The sequence below is a fragment of the Streptomyces sp. NPDC001781 genome (genome assembly GCF_053596035.1).
Genome location: NZ_JBSFFI010000003.1, coordinates 212,507 through 226,855, shown reverse-complemented (window position 1 = coordinate 226,855; position 14,349 = coordinate 212,507). Strand labels below are relative to the sequence as shown.

Here is a 14,349-nt window from a genome sequence, read left to right as displayed (position 1 = left end):
GCTGCCCCCCGAGGGCAGCGGCCTTGTCGTGCGGATGGCTGGAGGGGGTCAGAGGACCCGGACCGCGCCGGTGGGCTGGTCGTAGGAGAGGGGACGCTCCACGACGCCCGTGGAGGGGTTCTGGGCGCCGACGAACATGCCGTCGCCGACGTAGACGCCCACGTGGTAAGCGCTGCCCGCGCTGCCCCAGTAGAGGATGTCGCCGGGCTGCAGGCTGTCCAGGGAGACCTGGGTGCCGGCCGTGGACTGGTCCTGGGAGACGCGCGGCAGGCTGATGCCGACCTGCTTGAACGCCGTCTGGACCAGGCCGGAGCAGTCGTAGGCGGACGGACCGGTGGCGCCGGAGACGTACGCCTTGCCGACCTGGGCCTTCACGAACGACACGATGGACGCGGCCGAGCCGGTCGCGCTGGACGAGCCGGTGACCGCGGAGCTGCCCGCGTCGGTGCTCGCGGACGCGGAGAGCACGGTGCGCTCGGCGTTGCGGGTGGCACGGGCGGCGGCCTCCTTACGGGCCTTCTCCTGTGCCTTCTTCTTCGCCTCGGCCTTCTGCTTGGCCTCGGCGAGGTCCGCCTTGGCCTGCTTCGCGGCACTGGCGGCGGCCGCGTCACGCTCGGCCTGCAGCTCGTAGTTCGCGGCCGCCTGCTGGGTGGCGTCCGCGGACTGCGCGACCTGGGTGGCCACGTCGGCGGTGAGGGTGGGGAGTTCGAGCGTCTGCGTCACGGGCTCGGCCTCGGCCGCGTTCGCGTAACCGGCCGCTCCGGCGACCGCCAGGGTGCTGAGGACGCCGCCGGCGACACCGGACCGCACGACGATGGACGACGCGCTGCGGCGGGGCTTCCGGTGGCTGCGTATGTGAGCGGTGTGGGACATGGGAACAACCGGTACCAGGGGCTCCTTCATATCTTCAACAAACGTGTGCTGCGCCACAATTGTTCAATCGGATCTCCGAAACCCGCTCGCGTCCCTCTTTATTGACGCCGTAACGGACATAGCGGACGGGGATCATTGGGTCGTTGATCACGGTCTTTGATCATTACGTCCGAATTGCCCCGCGCCTACCATCGGTTGGGGTCGATGGCCAAGCCCGGCTCCGGAACGCCCGCCACCGGTGTGGCGGAGGTCACGGAACGGTATCCGGAGGAGTCGCGTCCGCGACGATCGGCCGCGCGCGGCGACTTCGTGAACGCGCGCACGTGCTCCGGCGGCGTCCACACCGCGCCCCGGATCTCCCTCCGAGGTGTGAACGCCCTCCACTAGCAGCCGCATGCGTCCAGCGCCAATTTGCATGCACCGGAACCATCTTGATATTGAGCCAACCCCCCGCTCCCCTTCTGACGTGCGCGGACGAGCGGGATTGTCACTTCTGGTGATCAACTGAACGCTTCGGGTGTGAAGATCACCCATCCTCCGGCTTCATGATCCTTCGTCAGGTGGTGGAGATCACAAAGCTTGTGCAATACCCCGTGTCGCAGATCACAGAGCGGCGGGCATAGGATGCGGAGCAGTTGGGCTTGTGACCTGCTTCACATGTTCTCGATCTTCGCCGGGACGGGTGGGGTCGGTGGGACGGAAGAAGCGGCTGTGAGCCCGTGATCCGCCACCAGTCAATGCCGACTGAAGGGAGCGAGGAGCGGTGAACGCGTACGCGCCCATCCTCGTACTGGGAGCCCTCGGGGCAGGCTTTGCGATCTTCTCCGTGGTCATGGCCGCGCTGATCGGTCCGAAGCGCTACAACCGCGCGAAGCTCGAAGCCTACGAATGCGGCATCGAGCCGACCCCCACGCCGGCCGGCGGCGGGCGCTTCCCCATCAAGTACTACCTGACGGCGATGCTCTTCATCGTCTTCGACATCGAGATCGTCTTCCTCTACCCCTGGGCCGTCACCTTCGACGCGCTCGGGGTCTTCGGGCTCGTGGAGATGCTGCTCTTCGTGCTCACCGTCTTCGTCGCGTACGCGTACGTATGGCGGCGCGGCGGCCTGGAATGGGACTGAGGGGCCTTTAAGTCATGGGACTCGAAGAAAAGCTGCCGAGCGGCTTTCTGCTGACCACCGTCGAGCAGGCCGCGGGCTGGGTGCGCAAGGCGTCCGTCTTCCCGGCCACCTTCGGACTCGCCTGCTGCGCCATCGAGATGATGACCACCGGCGCCGGACGCTACGACCTCGCCCGCTTCGGCATGGAGGTCTTCCGCGGCTCACCGCGCCAGGCCGACCTGATGATCGTCGCGGGCCGGGTCAGCCAGAAGATGGCGCCGGTGCTGCGGCAGGTCTACGACCAGATGCCCAACCCGAAGTGGGTCATCTCCATGGGCGTCTGCGCGTCCTCGGGCGGCATGTTCAACAACTACGCGATCGTCCAGGGCGTCGACCACATCGTGCCGGTCGACATCTACCTCCCCGGCTGCCCGCCCCGCCCCGAGATGCTGATGGACGCGATCCTCAAGCTCCACCAGAAGATCCAGGGCGGGAAGCTCGGCGTCAACGCCGAGGCGGCCGCCCGCGAGGCCGAGGAAGCCGCGCTCAAGGCACTGCCCACGATCGAGATGAAGGGGCTGCTGCGGTGAGCGACGACAACGGCGTGAACCCGGAGAAGGACCTCTCCGCCTCCAACCTCCCCGGCCAGCGCGGCCAGGGCGGCGAGGAGATCCGCGTCCAGCGCGGGATGTTCGGCGCCGACAACGGCGGCGACACCTCCGGTTACGGCGGCCTGGTCCGCTCGATCAGGCTCCCCGGCGCGGCGAGCCGCCCCTACGGCGGCTGGTTCGACGAGGTCGCCGACGAGCTGGAGGGCGCGCTGGAGGAGCAGGGCCTGCTCCCGGAGAACGCCGTCGAGCGCACCGTCGTCGACCGCGGCGAGCTGACCTTCCACATCGAGCGCGAGCACCTGGTCCGCGTCGCCCGCACCCTGCGCGACGACCCGGCGCTCCGCTTCGAGCTGTGCACCGGCGTCAGCGGGGTGCACTACCCGGGCGACAAGGGCCGCGAGCTGCACGCCGTCTACCACCTGCGCTCGATCACCCACAACCGGCTGATCCGGCTGGAGGTCAGCGCCCCCGACGCCGACCCGCGCATCCCGTCCCTGGTCGCGGTCTATCCGACCAACGACTGGCACGAGCGCGAGACGTACGACTTCTTCGGGATCGTCTTCGACGGCCACCCGGCCCTCACCCGGATCATGATGCCGGACGACTGGCAGGGCCACCCGCAGCGCAAGGACCATCCCCTCGGCGGCATCGCCGTCGAGTACAAGGGCGCCCAGATCCCGGCTCCGGACCAGCGGAGGTCGTACTCGTGAGCACTTCCCACGCGTCAGCGCGCGAGACCACCGAGGGGACCGTCTACACGGTCACCGGCGGCGACTGGGACGAGGTCGTCCAGTCCGCGGCCAGGGCGGACGACGAGCGCATCGTCGTCAACATGGGTCCGCAGCACCCGTCCACCCACGGAGTGCTGCGGCTCATCCTGGAGATCGAGGGCGAGACGGTCACCGAGGCCCGCTGCGGCATCGGCTATCTGCACACCGGAATCGAGAAGAACCTCGAGTACCGCACGTGGACGCAGGGCACCACCTTCGTCACGCGGATGGATTACCTGACGTCCTTCTTCAACGAGACCGCCTACTGCCTCGCCGTCGAGAAGCTGCTCGGCATCGAGGACCAGATCACCGAGCGGACCGACATCATCCGGGTGCTCCTGATGGAGCTGAACCGGCTCTCCTCGCACCTGGTGTGCATCGCCACCGGCGGTATGGAGCTGGGCTCCACCACGATCATGATCTACGGGTTCCGCGACCGGGAGATGATCCTCGACATCTACGAGCTGATCACCGGCCTGCGGATGAACCACGCGTACATCCGCCCCGGCGGCCTCGCACAGGACCTGCCGCCCGGCGCGGTCGACCAGATCCGCGAGTTCGTCAGGAAGATGAGGAAGAACCTCCCGGAGTACGACAAGCTCGCCACCGGCAACCCCATCTTCAAGGCCCGTATGCAGGACGTCGGCCACCTCGACCTGGCCGGCTGCATGGCACTCGGCGCCACCGGTCCGATCCTGCGCTCCACGGGCCTGCCGCACGACCTGCGCAAGGCGCAGCCGTACTGCGGTTACGAGACCTACGACTTCGACGTCCCGACCGCCGAGACCTGCGACTCCTACGGCCGCTTCCTCATCCGGCTGGAGGAGATGCGCCAGTCGCTCAGGATCATCGAGCAGTGCCTGGACCGGCTCCAGCCGGGCCCGGTCATGGTCGCCGACAAGAAGATCGCCTGGCCCGCGCAGCTCGCGCTCGGCCCGGACGGGCTCGGCAACTCCCTGGACCACATCAAGAAGATCATGGGTACCTCCATGGAGGCCCTGATCCACCACTTCAAGCTGGTCACCGAGGGCTTCCGGGTCCCGCCGGGCCAGGCGTACGCGGCCGTGGAGTCACCCAAGGGCGAACTCGGCGTGCACGCCGTCTCCGACGGCGGCACCCGCCCCTTCCGGGTCCACTTCCGCGACCCGTCCTTCACCAATCTCCAGGCCATGGCGGCGATGTGCGAGGGCGGCCAGGTCGCCGACGTCATCGTGGCCGTGGCGTCCATCGACCCCGTGATGGGAGGCGTCGACCGGTGACCACCTCTTCTTCCGAGCGGGGCGTCGGCCTGGGCATGCCGGAACTGCCCCCGCCCGCCTACCCGGACGACGTCCGGGCCCGGCTGGAGGCGGACGCGCGCGAGGTGATCGCGCGCTACCCCGACTCCCGATCCGCCCTGCTGCCGCTGCTGCACCTCGTGCAGTCCGAGGACGGCCACGTCACCCGGACCGGCATGAGGTTCTGCGCCGACGTGCTGGGGCTGACCACCGCCGAGGTCACCGCGGTCGCCACCTTCTACTCCATGTACCGGCGCCGCCCCTCCGGCGACTACCAGGTGGGCGTCTGCACCAACACCCTGTGCGCGGTCATGGGCGGCGACGCCATCTTCGAGACCCTCCAGGAGCACCTCGGCGTCGGCAACGGCGAGACCACCGGCGACGGCAAGGTCACCCTGGAGCACATCGAGTGCAACGCGGCCTGCGACTACGCGCCGGTGGTGATGGTCAACTGGGAGTTCTTCGACAACCAGACCCCGGCCAGCGCCACCCGCCTCGTCGACGACCTGCGCGCCGGGCAGCCCGTGGAGCCCACGCGCGGCGCGCGGCTGTGCACCTTCAAGGAGACCGCCCGCATCCTGGCCGGCTTCCCCGACGAGCGTCCCGGCGCCGTCGAGGAGGGCGGCAGCGCGGGCCACGCCTCCCTGGTCGGCCTGCGCCTGGCCAAGGGCGAGACCCAGCCGGCGCGCGTGGTCCACCCGCGCGACGCGGCCCCGCGCGAGGAGCCGGTGCACGAGCCCTCGCCCGCCGAGCGGCTCAGCTCCCACGACCCGGTCGACACCTCGGCCTCCGACCCGGCGCACCCGTCCGGACCGACCGCAGAGGAGGGGGAGTGATGACCGTGGTCACCGACGTCAAGGACGGCACCAGCCCCGAGAAGCTGCTCGCCCCCGTGCTCTCGGCCTTCTGGGACGAGGACCGCTCCTGGACGCTGGACGTCTACCGGCGGCACGACGGCTACGAGGGCCTGCGCAAGGCGCTCGCCATGGCCCCCGACGACCTGATCGCCTACGTCAAGGAATCCGGCCTGCGCGGCCGCGGCGGCGCGGGCTTCCCGACCGGCATGAAGTGGCAGTTCATCCCGCAGGGCGACGGCAAGCCGCACTACCTCGTCGTCAACGCCGACGAGTCCGAGCCCGGCACCTGCAAGGACATCCCGCTCCTCTACGCCAACCCGCACAGCCTGATCGAGGGCATCGTGATCGCCTGCTACGCGATCCGCTCCTCGCACGCCTTCATCTACCTGCGCGGCGAGGTCGTCCCCGTCCTGCGCCGCCTGCACGAGGCGGTGCGCGAGGCGTACGAGGCCGGGTTCCTCGGCACGGACGTCCTCGGCAGCGGACTCGACCTCGAACTCACCGTGCACGCGGGCGCGGGCGCCTACATCTGCGGTGAGGAGACCGCGCTGCTGGACTCGCTCGAGGGCCGCCGGGGCCAGCCGCGGCTGCGGCCCCCCTTCCCGGCCGTCGAGGGCCTCTACGCCTGCCCCACCGTGGTGAACAACGTCGAGTCGATCGCCTCGGTCCCCGCGATCATGCACCAGGGCAAGGAGTGGTTCCGCTCGATGGGCAGTGAGAAGTCGCCCGGCTTCACCCTGTACTCGCTCAGCGGGCACGTCGCCAGCCCCGGCCAGTACGAGGCGCCGCTCGGCATCACCCTGCGCCAGCTGCTCGACATGAGCGGCGGCATGCGCCCCGGCCACCGGCTGAAGTTCTGGACCCCGGGCGGCTCCTCCACCCCGATGTTCACCGACGAACACCTCGACGTCCCCCTCGACTACGAGGGCGTCGGCGCCGCCGGTTCCATGCTCGGCACCAAGGCGCTCCAGTGCTTCGACGAGACCACCTGCGTGGTGCGGGCGGTCACCCGCTGGACCGAGTTCTACGCCCACGAGTCCTGCGGCAAGTGCACGCCCTGCCGCGAAGGGACGTACTGGCTGGTGCAGCTGCTGCGGGACATCGAGGCGGGCAAGGGCTCGGCGGGCGACCTCGACAAGCTGGGCGACATCGCCGACAACATCAACGGCAAGTCCTTCTGCGCCCTGGGCGACGGCGCGGCCTCGCCGATCTTCTCCTCGCTGAAGTACTTCCGCGAGGAGTACGAGCAGCACATCACGGGCCGGGGCTGCCCCTTCGACCCGGCCAAGTCGACGGCCTGGGCGGACCGCCCGGAGGTGAACGCATGACCGTGACCACGAATGCCCCCTCAGGCGGGGGGCAGGCGGCGGTCCCGCCGGAGGACCTCGTCTCGCTGACGATCGACGGCATCGGGATCAGCGTGCCCAAGGGCACCCTGGTCATCCGGGCCGCCGAACAGCTCGGCATCGAGATCCCGCGCTTCTGCGACCACCCCCTGCTGGACCCGGCCGGCGCCTGCCGCCAGTGCATCGTGGAGGTGGAGGGCCAGCGCAAGCCGATGGCGTCCTGCACCATCACCTGCACCGACGGCATGGTGGTGAAGACCCAGCTCACCTCGCCGGTCGCCGAGAAGGCGCAGCACGGCGTGATGGAGCTGCTGCTCATCAACCACCCGCTGGACTGCCCGGTCTGCGACAAGGGCGGCGAGTGCCCGCTGCAGAACCAGGCCATGTCGCACGGCAACGCCGAGTCCCGCTTCGAGGGCCGCAAGCGCACCTACGCCAAGCCGCTCCCGATCTCCACCCAGGTGCTGCTCGACCGCGAGCGGTGCGTGCTGTGCGCCCGCTGCACCCGGTTCTCCAACCAGGTCGCGGGCGACCCGATGATCGAGCTGATCGAGCGGGGCGCGCTCCAGCAGGTCGGCACCGGTGAGGGCGACCCGTTCGAGTCGTACTTCTCCGGCAACACCATCCAGATCTGCCCGGTCGGCGCGCTCACCTCGGCCGCCTACCGGTTCCGGTCGCGCCCCTTCGACCTGATCTCCTCGCCGTCGGTGTGCGAGCACTGCTCGGGCGGCTGCGCCACCCGTACCGACCACCGGCGCGGCAAGGTCATGCGGCGGCTCGCCGCCAACGACCCGGAGGTCAACGAGGACTGGATCTGCGACAAGGGCCGGTTCGCGTTCCGCTACGCCCAGTCGCGGGACCGGCTCGACACCCCGCTGGTCCGCAACACCGAGGGCGTGCTGGAGCCCGCCTCCTGGCCGGAGGCGCTGGACGCGGCCGCGCGGGGCCTGGGCGCCGCCCGTTCCCGCGCCGGTGTGCTCACCGGGGGGCGGCTGACCGTCGAGGACGCCTACGCGTACAGCAAGTTCGCGCGGGTGGCGCTCGACACCAACGACATCGACTTCCGCGCCCGTGCGCACAGCGGCGAGGAGGCCGACTTCCTGGCCGCGCGGGTGGCCGGCCGGGGCCGTGACCTCGACGGCACCGGGGTCACGTACACCTCCCTGGAGCAGGCGCCCGCCGTGCTGCTGGTGGGGTTCGAGGCCGAGGAGGAGGCCCCCGGCGTCTTCCTCCGGCTGCGCAAGGCGTGGCGCAAGCGCGGCCAGAAGGTGTACGCCCTGGCCACGCACGCCACCCGGGGTCTGACCAAGGCGGGCGGCACGCTGCTGCCGGCCGCGCCCGGCACCGAACCCGAGTGGCTGGACGCGCTGGCCGGCGGGGTCGGCCTGGAGGAGGCCGGCACCGGGGCGGCCGAGGCGCTGCGCGCCGAGGGTGCCGTGATCGTGGTCGGCGAGCGGCTCGCCGGCGTCGCGGGCGGCCTGACGGCCGCCACCCGCGCGGCGGCCGCGACCGGCGCCCGCCTGGTGTGGATTCCCCGGCGCGCGGGGGAGCGCGGCGCCGTCGAGGCGGGCGCGCTGCCCACGCTGCTGCCGGGCGGCCGCCCGGCCACCGACCCCCGCGCGCGGGAGGAGGTCGCCGCCGCCTGGGGGCTGGCCGAACTCCCCGCCCGCCACGGCCGCGACACCCAGCAGATCGTGGAGGCCGCGGCCGCCGGCGAGCTGTCCGCGCTGCTCGTCGCCGGGGTGGAGGTCGCCGACCTGCCCGACCCGGCACGCGCGCGTGAGGCGCTCGACAGCGTCGGCTTCCTGGTCTCGCTGGAACTGCGGCCCAGCGAGGTCACCGAGCGCGCCGACGTGGTGCTGCCGGTCGCCGCGGTGGTCGAGAAGACGGGCACCTTCCTCAACTGGGAGGGCCGGGTCCGCTTCTTCGAGGCCGCGCTCAAGCCCGACCAGATGACCCGCCGGCTCGCCCCGGCCGACGCCCGCGTCCTGCAGATGCTGGCCGACGCCATGGACGTCCACCTGGGCCTGCCGGACCTGCGCACCACCCGCGCGGAGATCGACCGGCTCGGCGGCTGGACCGGGGGCACCGCGGCCGACCCGCTGCACAGCGGCGCCGCACTGCCCCGCCCGGCGGCCGGGGAGGCCGTGCTCGCCGGACACCGGCTCCTGCTCGACCTCGGCGTAATGCAGCAGGGCGACGAGGCGCTGGCCGGCACCCGGCACGCCGCCCACGCGCGCGTGTCCGCGGCCACGGCCGCCGAGGCGGGCGTCGAGGACGGCGACGCGCTCGCCGTCACCGGTCCCGCCGGGACGACCGAGTTCCCGCTGGAGGTCACGGAGATGCCCGACCGGGTGGTCTGGCTCCCGCTCGACTCGGCCGGCCGGGGCGTCGCCTCCGACACCGGGGCCCGGCCGGGCTCCCTCGTCCGTATCGGCCCGGCGGCACACGCCGACGAGGCCCCCAAGGAGGTTCGAGGATGAGCCCGTTCCTCGCCGCTGAAGACCTCTCGCTGTTCGGCCGCGACCCCTGGTGGCTGGTCGTCGTCAAGGCGGTGTTCTGCTTCGCGTTCCTGATGCTGACGGTGCTGCTGTCCATCGTCTGGGAGCGCAAGGTCGTCGCCTGGATGCAGCTGCGCATCGGCCCCAACCGGCACGGCCCCTGGGGCATGCTCCAGTCGCTCGCCGACGGCGTGAAGCTCATGCTGAAGGAGGACGTCGTCGTCAAGCGCGCGGACAAGGTGATCTACGTCCTCGCGCCGATCGTCGCGGTCATCCCGGCCTGCATGGCGATCGCGGTGATCCCCTTCGGCCCGTCCGGCAACGAGATCTCGATCTTCGGCCACCGCACCACGATGCAGCTCACCGACCTGCCGATCGCGATGCTGTACATCCTGGCCGTCGCCTCGATCGGCATCTACGGCATCGTGCTGGCCGGCTGGAGCTCCGGCTCGACCTACCCGCTCCTGGGCGGGCTGCGCAGCTGCGCCCAGATGATCTCGTACGAGATCGCGATGGGCGCCGCGTTCGCCTCGGTGTTCCTCTACTCGGGGTCGATGTCGACCTCCGCCATCGTGGAACAGCAGCACGACCGCTGGTACATCCTGCTGCTGCCGGTCTCCTTCATCCTCTACGTGATCACGATGGTGGGCGAGACGAACCGCGCCCCCTTCGACATGCCGGAGTCCGAGGGCGACCTGGTCGGCGGCTTCAACACCGAGTACTCGTCGATCAAGTTCGCGCTGTTCATGCTCGCCGAGTACATGAACATGGTGACGGTGTCCGCGGTGACGGCCACCCTGTTCCTCGGCGGCTGGCGGGCCCCCTGGCCCATCAGCACCTTCTGGGAGGGCGCCAACCACGGCTGGTGGCCGATGCTCTGGTTCGTCATCAAGGTCCAGCTGCTGCTGTTCTTCTTCATCTGGCTGCGCGGCACGCTCCCCCGTGTCCGCTACGACCAGCTCATGAAGCTCGGCTGGAAGGTCCTGATCCCGGTCTCGGTGGTCTGGCTGATGCTGGTGGCGACCGTGCGGGTGCTGCGCAACGAGAACTACGACTTCGCCGACATCGCGCTCTACGTGGGCGGCGGGGTGCTGGCCCTGCTGCTGATCTCCTTCGTCGCCGACATGTTCCGCGACAAGGCCAAGGCCGCCGAACAGCAGGCCGCACAGCCCGCGTTCGATCCGCTGGCGGGCGGATTCCCCGTACCGCCGCTGCCCGGGCAGCAGTTGCCCGCGGTGCCCAGGCGCCGTCCGCGTCAGGAGCGGGAGCTGATCGCCAGTGGCGGAACGGAGAGTGTCAATGACGGAACTTCGGATGGAAAGGAGGCGTCCGATGGCTGAGGAGCCGAAGGAGACCGCACCCGGTTTCCAGAATCCCGTGGCCGGCTTCGCCGTGACCTTCAAGGCCATGTTCAAGAAGCGGCTGACCGAGCAGTACCCGGAGCAGAAGAAGACCACCGCTCCCCGCTTCCACGGACGGCACCAGCTCAACCGCCATCCGGACGGCCTGGAGAAGTGCGTCGGCTGCGAGCTGTGCGCCTGGGCCTGCCCCGCCGACGCCATCTACGTCGAGGGCGCCGACAACACCGACGAGGAGCGCTACTCGCCGGGCGAGCGGTACGGCCGCGTCTACCAGATCAACTACGCCCGCTGCATCCTGTGCGGGCTGTGCATCGAGGCGTGCCCCACCCGCGCGCTCACGATGACCAACGAGTTCGAGCTGGCCGACTCCAGCCGGGCCAACCTCATCTACACCAAGGAGCAGTTGCTCGCCGGCCTGGACGAGGGCATGGTCGACTCCCCGCACTCGATCTTCCCCGGCACCGACGAACAGGACTACTACCGCGGACTGGTGACCGAGGCCGCCCCCGGCACGGTCCGCCAAGTGGCCGTCTCCAAGGGCGAACTGCATCAATCTGCAAGCGCTTCGGGCGCGGCAGAGGAGAAGGAGGCGGGGGCATGAGCGCACAGCTCGCCGCGTACTCGACCTCCACCGGTGAGGCGGTCCAGTTCTGGATCCTCGGCAGCGTCGCGGTGATCGGCGCCCTGTGCACCGTCCTGATGCGGCGCGCGGTGCACAGCGCGCTCTGTCTCGCCGGGACCATGATCATTCTGGCGGTGTTCTACCTCGCCAACGGCGCCTACTTCCTCGGGATCGTGCAGATCGTCGTCTACACGGGCGCGATCATGATGCTCTTCCTCTTCGTGGTGATGCTCGTCGGCGTGACCGCGGCGGACTCGCTGAAGGAGACCATCAGGGGACAACGCTGGCTGGCCCTGCTCTGCGGGCTCGGCTTCGGCGTCCTGCTGCTGGGCGGCATCGCCAACGCCTCGCTCACCCGGTTCAACGGCACCGGCCAGGCCAACGCGGGCGGCAACGTGGAGGGGCTGGCGACCCTCATCTTCACCAAGTACGTCTTCGCCTTCGAGCTGACCGGCGCCCTGCTGATCACCGCCGCGATCGGCGCCATGGTGCTCACCCACCGCGAGCGCACCGAACGGGCCAGGACCCAGCGCGAGCTGGCCGCCCAGCGCGTCCGCGAGAACAAGAACGTCCCCCCGCTGCCCGCCCCCGGCGTCTACGCCCGGCACAACGCGGTGGACATCGCGGGCCTGCTGCCCGACGGCACCCCCGCCGAGCTGAGCGTCAGCCGGACGCTGCGCGAACGCGGTCAGATCCGGGACGTCTCCGCCCAGGCCCTCGGCGACCTCAAGGCGCTGGAACAGCGCGCCGAGGACCGCCTGGAGCGCACGGAGAACGGACCGGCCACCTTCAAGCGGACGGAGGACGCGGCGCAGTGAACCCCGTCAACTACCTCTATCTCGCGGCCCTGTTGTTCACCATCGGCGCCACCGGCGTGCTGATCCGGCGGAACGCGATCGTGGTGTTCATGTGCGTGGAGCTGATGCTCAACGCCTGCAACCTCGCCTTCGTCACCTTCTCCCGGATGCACGGCAACCTCGACGGCCAGATCATCGCGTTCTTCACGATGGTCGTCGCCGCCGCGGAGGTCGTGGTGGGCCTGGCGATCATCGTGTCGCTGTTCCGCACCCGCCACTCGGCCTCGGTCGACGACGCCAGCCTGATGAAGCTGTAAGGGGTCGGAAGAATCGTGGAGAACCTGATCGCGCTGCTCATCGCGGCGCCCCTGCTCGGAGCCGTCGTGCTCCTGCTCGGCGGCCGGCGCCTCGACGCCGTCGGCCACTGGGTCGGCACCCTGCTGTCGACCGCCTCCTTCGCCGTCGGCCTGGTCCTCTTCGCCGGGCTCCTCGGCAAGGACGGCGAACACCGCACCTGGATCCAGCACCTGTGGAGCTGGATCCCGGTCGGCGGCTTCCAGGCCGACGTCACCCTGCGGCTCGACCAGCTGTCGATGACGTTCGTGCTGCTGATCACGGGCGTCGGCTCGCTGATCCACCTGTACTCCATCGGGTACATGGAGCACGACGAGCGGCGCCGCCGCTTCTTCGGCTACCTCAACCTGTTCCTCGCGGCGATGCTCCTGCTGGTCCTCGCCGACAACTACCTGCTGCTGTACGTCGGCTGGGAGGGCGTGGGTCTCGCCTCGTACCTGCTGATCGGCTTCTGGCAGCACAAGCCCAGCGCCGCGACCGCGGCGAAGAAGGCGTTCCTGGTCAACCGGGTCGGTGACGTGGGCCTGTCCGTCGCGATCATGCTGATGTTCACCACCTTCGGCACCTTCGCCTTCGGTCCCGTCCTGGAGCACGCGGGTGACGCGTCCGAGGGCCGCCTCACCGCGATCGGCCTGATGCTGCTGCTCGCCGCGTGCGGCAAGTCCGCCCAGGTGCCGCTCCAGTCCTGGCTCGGGGACGCGATGGAGGGCCCGACCCCGGTCTCGGCCCTCATCCACGCGGCCACCATGGTCACGGCGGGCGTCTACCTCATCGTCCGCTCCGCGGCGATCTTCAACGGCGCGCCGGACGCGCAGCTCGTGGTCACCGTCGTCGGCGGGGTCACGCTGCTGTTCGGCGCGATCGTCGGTTGCGCCAAGGACGACATCAAGAAGGCGCTGGCCGGCTCGACCATGTCGCAGATCGGCTACATGGTCCTCGCGGCCGGTCTCGGCCCGATCGGGTACGTCTTCGCGATCATGCACCTGGTCACCCACGGCTTCTTCAAGGCCGGGCTGTTCCTCGGCGCCGGTTCGGTGATGCACGGCATGAACGACGAGGTCGACATGCGCAGGTACGGCGGCCTGCGGAAGTACATGCCGATCACCTTCGTCACCTTCGGCCTCGGCTACCTCGCGATCATCGGCTTCCCGGGCCTGTCCGGCTTCTTCTCCAAGGACAAGATCATCGAGGCGGCCTTCGCCAAGGGCGGCACCGAGGGCTGGATCCTCGGCGGGGTGGCCCTGCTGGGCGCGGCGATCACCGCGTTCTACATGACCCGCGTGATGCTGATGACGTTCTTCGGCGAGAAGCGCTGGCAGCCCGATGCCGAGGGTCGTGAACCGCACCCGCACGAGTCGCCGCGGACCATGACGATCCCGATGGTCGTGCTGGCCGTCGGCTCGGTGGCCGGCGGTGCCTTCTTCGACGTGGGCGACCGCTTCCTGCACTGGCTGGAGCCGGTCACCGGGCACAGCGAGGGCCACTCCCCGCTGAGCGCCCTCACCGTCACCGGGGCCACCATGGTCTGCCTGGTCGTCGGCGTGGCCCTGGCCTGGGCGCAGTACGGCCGCAAGCCCGTACCCGCCGTCGCCCCGCGCGGCTCCGTGCTCACCCGCGCCGCCCGGCGCGACCTGTACCAGGACGACTTCAACCACGTCGTGCTGGTGCGCGGCGGCGAGCACCTGACGCGCTCGCTGGTCTACGTCGACCACACCCTGGTCGACGGTGTCGTCAACGGCTCGGCGGCCGGATTCGGCGGCCTGTCCGGCCGGCTGCGCCGTGTCCAGAACGGCTTCGTCCGCTCCTACGCGGTCTCGATGTTCGGCGGCGCGGCCCTCCTGGTCGCCGCGACGCTGCTGATGAGGGCGGTTTGATACC

General features: G+C 70.2%; 13 protein-coding genes. 12 read left to right on the top strand and 1 reads right to left on the bottom strand.

The window, feature by feature from the left end:
- Window positions 1-48: 48 nt before the first annotated feature.
- The gene (locus ACWCV3_RS04230) at window positions 49-873 is read right to left on the bottom strand and encodes a C40 family peptidase (protein ID WP_451218035.1); all 825 of its coding nucleotides are present in this window, start codon (window positions 871-873) and stop codon (window positions 49-51) included.
- Window positions 874-1,636: 763 nt separating this feature from the next.
- Between ACWCV3_RS04230 and ACWCV3_RS04225 the strand changes: the two genes are divergently transcribed.
- The 12 genes from ACWCV3_RS04225 to nuoL are packed head-to-tail and all read left to right on the top strand — an operon-like array spanning window position 1,637 to window position 14,345.
- Window positions 1,637-1,996: an NADH-quinone oxidoreductase subunit A gene (locus ACWCV3_RS04225; RefSeq protein ID WP_030813697.1), complete on the top strand. Its 360-nt coding sequence runs from the start codon at window positions 1,637-1,639 to the stop codon at window positions 1,994-1,996.
- Window positions 1,997-2,010: 14 nt separating this feature from the next.
- Window positions 2,011-2,565 carry a NuoB/complex I 20 kDa subunit family protein gene (locus tag ACWCV3_RS04220; RefSeq protein ID WP_364817752.1) on the top strand — a complete coding sequence of 185 codons (555 nt, stop codon included), beginning with the start codon at window positions 2,011-2,013 and terminating at the stop codon, window positions 2,563-2,565.
- The gene (locus ACWCV3_RS04215) at window positions 2,562-3,296 is read left to right on the top strand and encodes an NADH-quinone oxidoreductase subunit C (RefSeq protein ID WP_451218030.1); all 735 of its coding nucleotides are present in this window, start codon (window positions 2,562-2,564) and stop codon (window positions 3,294-3,296) included. The genes ACWCV3_RS04220 and ACWCV3_RS04215 overlap by 4 nt, the downstream gene beginning before the upstream one ends.
- Entirely contained in the window at window positions 3,293-4,615 is a 1,323-nt protein-coding gene (locus ACWCV3_RS04210) for an NADH-quinone oxidoreductase subunit D (protein WP_451218027.1), read from the top strand. Before ACWCV3_RS04215 ends, ACWCV3_RS04210 begins: the two co-directional genes overlap by 4 nt.
- Window positions 4,612-5,469 carry an NADH-quinone oxidoreductase subunit NuoE gene (gene nuoE, locus ACWCV3_RS04205; protein WP_451218024.1) on the top strand — a complete coding sequence of 286 codons (858 nt, stop codon included), beginning with the start codon at window positions 4,612-4,614 and terminating at the stop codon, window positions 5,467-5,469. Before ACWCV3_RS04210 ends, nuoE begins: the two co-directional genes overlap by 4 nt.
- The gene (nuoF, locus tag ACWCV3_RS04200; RefSeq protein WP_451218021.1) at window positions 5,469-6,818 is read left to right on the top strand and encodes an NADH-quinone oxidoreductase subunit NuoF; all 1,350 of its coding nucleotides are present in this window, start codon (window positions 5,469-5,471) and stop codon (window positions 6,816-6,818) included. The genes nuoE and nuoF overlap by 1 nt, the downstream gene beginning before the upstream one ends.
- Window positions 6,815-9,319, top strand: coding sequence for an NADH-quinone oxidoreductase subunit G (locus ACWCV3_RS04195; protein ID WP_451218018.1), 2,505 nt, complete (start codon window positions 6,815-6,817; stop codon window positions 9,317-9,319). Before nuoF ends, ACWCV3_RS04195 begins: the two co-directional genes overlap by 4 nt.
- The gene (nuoH, locus tag ACWCV3_RS04190; protein ID WP_451218015.1) at window positions 9,316-10,677 is read left to right on the top strand and encodes an NADH-quinone oxidoreductase subunit NuoH; all 1,362 of its coding nucleotides are present in this window, start codon (window positions 9,316-9,318) and stop codon (window positions 10,675-10,677) included. The genes ACWCV3_RS04195 and nuoH overlap by 4 nt, the downstream gene beginning before the upstream one ends.
- Complete coding sequence (gene nuoI / locus ACWCV3_RS04185) at window positions 10,670-11,299, top strand: NADH-quinone oxidoreductase subunit NuoI (protein WP_451218013.1); 630 nt, start codon at window positions 10,670-10,672, stop codon at window positions 11,297-11,299. The genes nuoH and nuoI overlap by 8 nt, the downstream gene beginning before the upstream one ends.
- Window positions 11,296-12,138 carry an NADH-quinone oxidoreductase subunit J gene (locus tag ACWCV3_RS04180; RefSeq protein ID WP_451218010.1) on the top strand — a complete coding sequence of 281 codons (843 nt, stop codon included), beginning with the start codon at window positions 11,296-11,298 and terminating at the stop codon, window positions 12,136-12,138. The genes nuoI and ACWCV3_RS04180 overlap by 4 nt, the downstream gene beginning before the upstream one ends.
- A complete protein-coding gene (gene nuoK, locus ACWCV3_RS04175; RefSeq protein ID WP_030742982.1) occupies window positions 12,135-12,434 on the top strand; it encodes an NADH-quinone oxidoreductase subunit NuoK in 300 nt (99 codons plus the stop codon). The genes ACWCV3_RS04180 and nuoK overlap by 4 nt, the downstream gene beginning before the upstream one ends.
- Window positions 12,435-12,449: 15 nt before the next feature.
- Entirely contained in the window at window positions 12,450-14,345 is a 1,896-nt protein-coding gene (gene nuoL / locus ACWCV3_RS04170) for an NADH-quinone oxidoreductase subunit L (RefSeq protein ID WP_451218007.1), read from the top strand.
- Window positions 14,346-14,349: the final 4 nt, after the last annotated feature.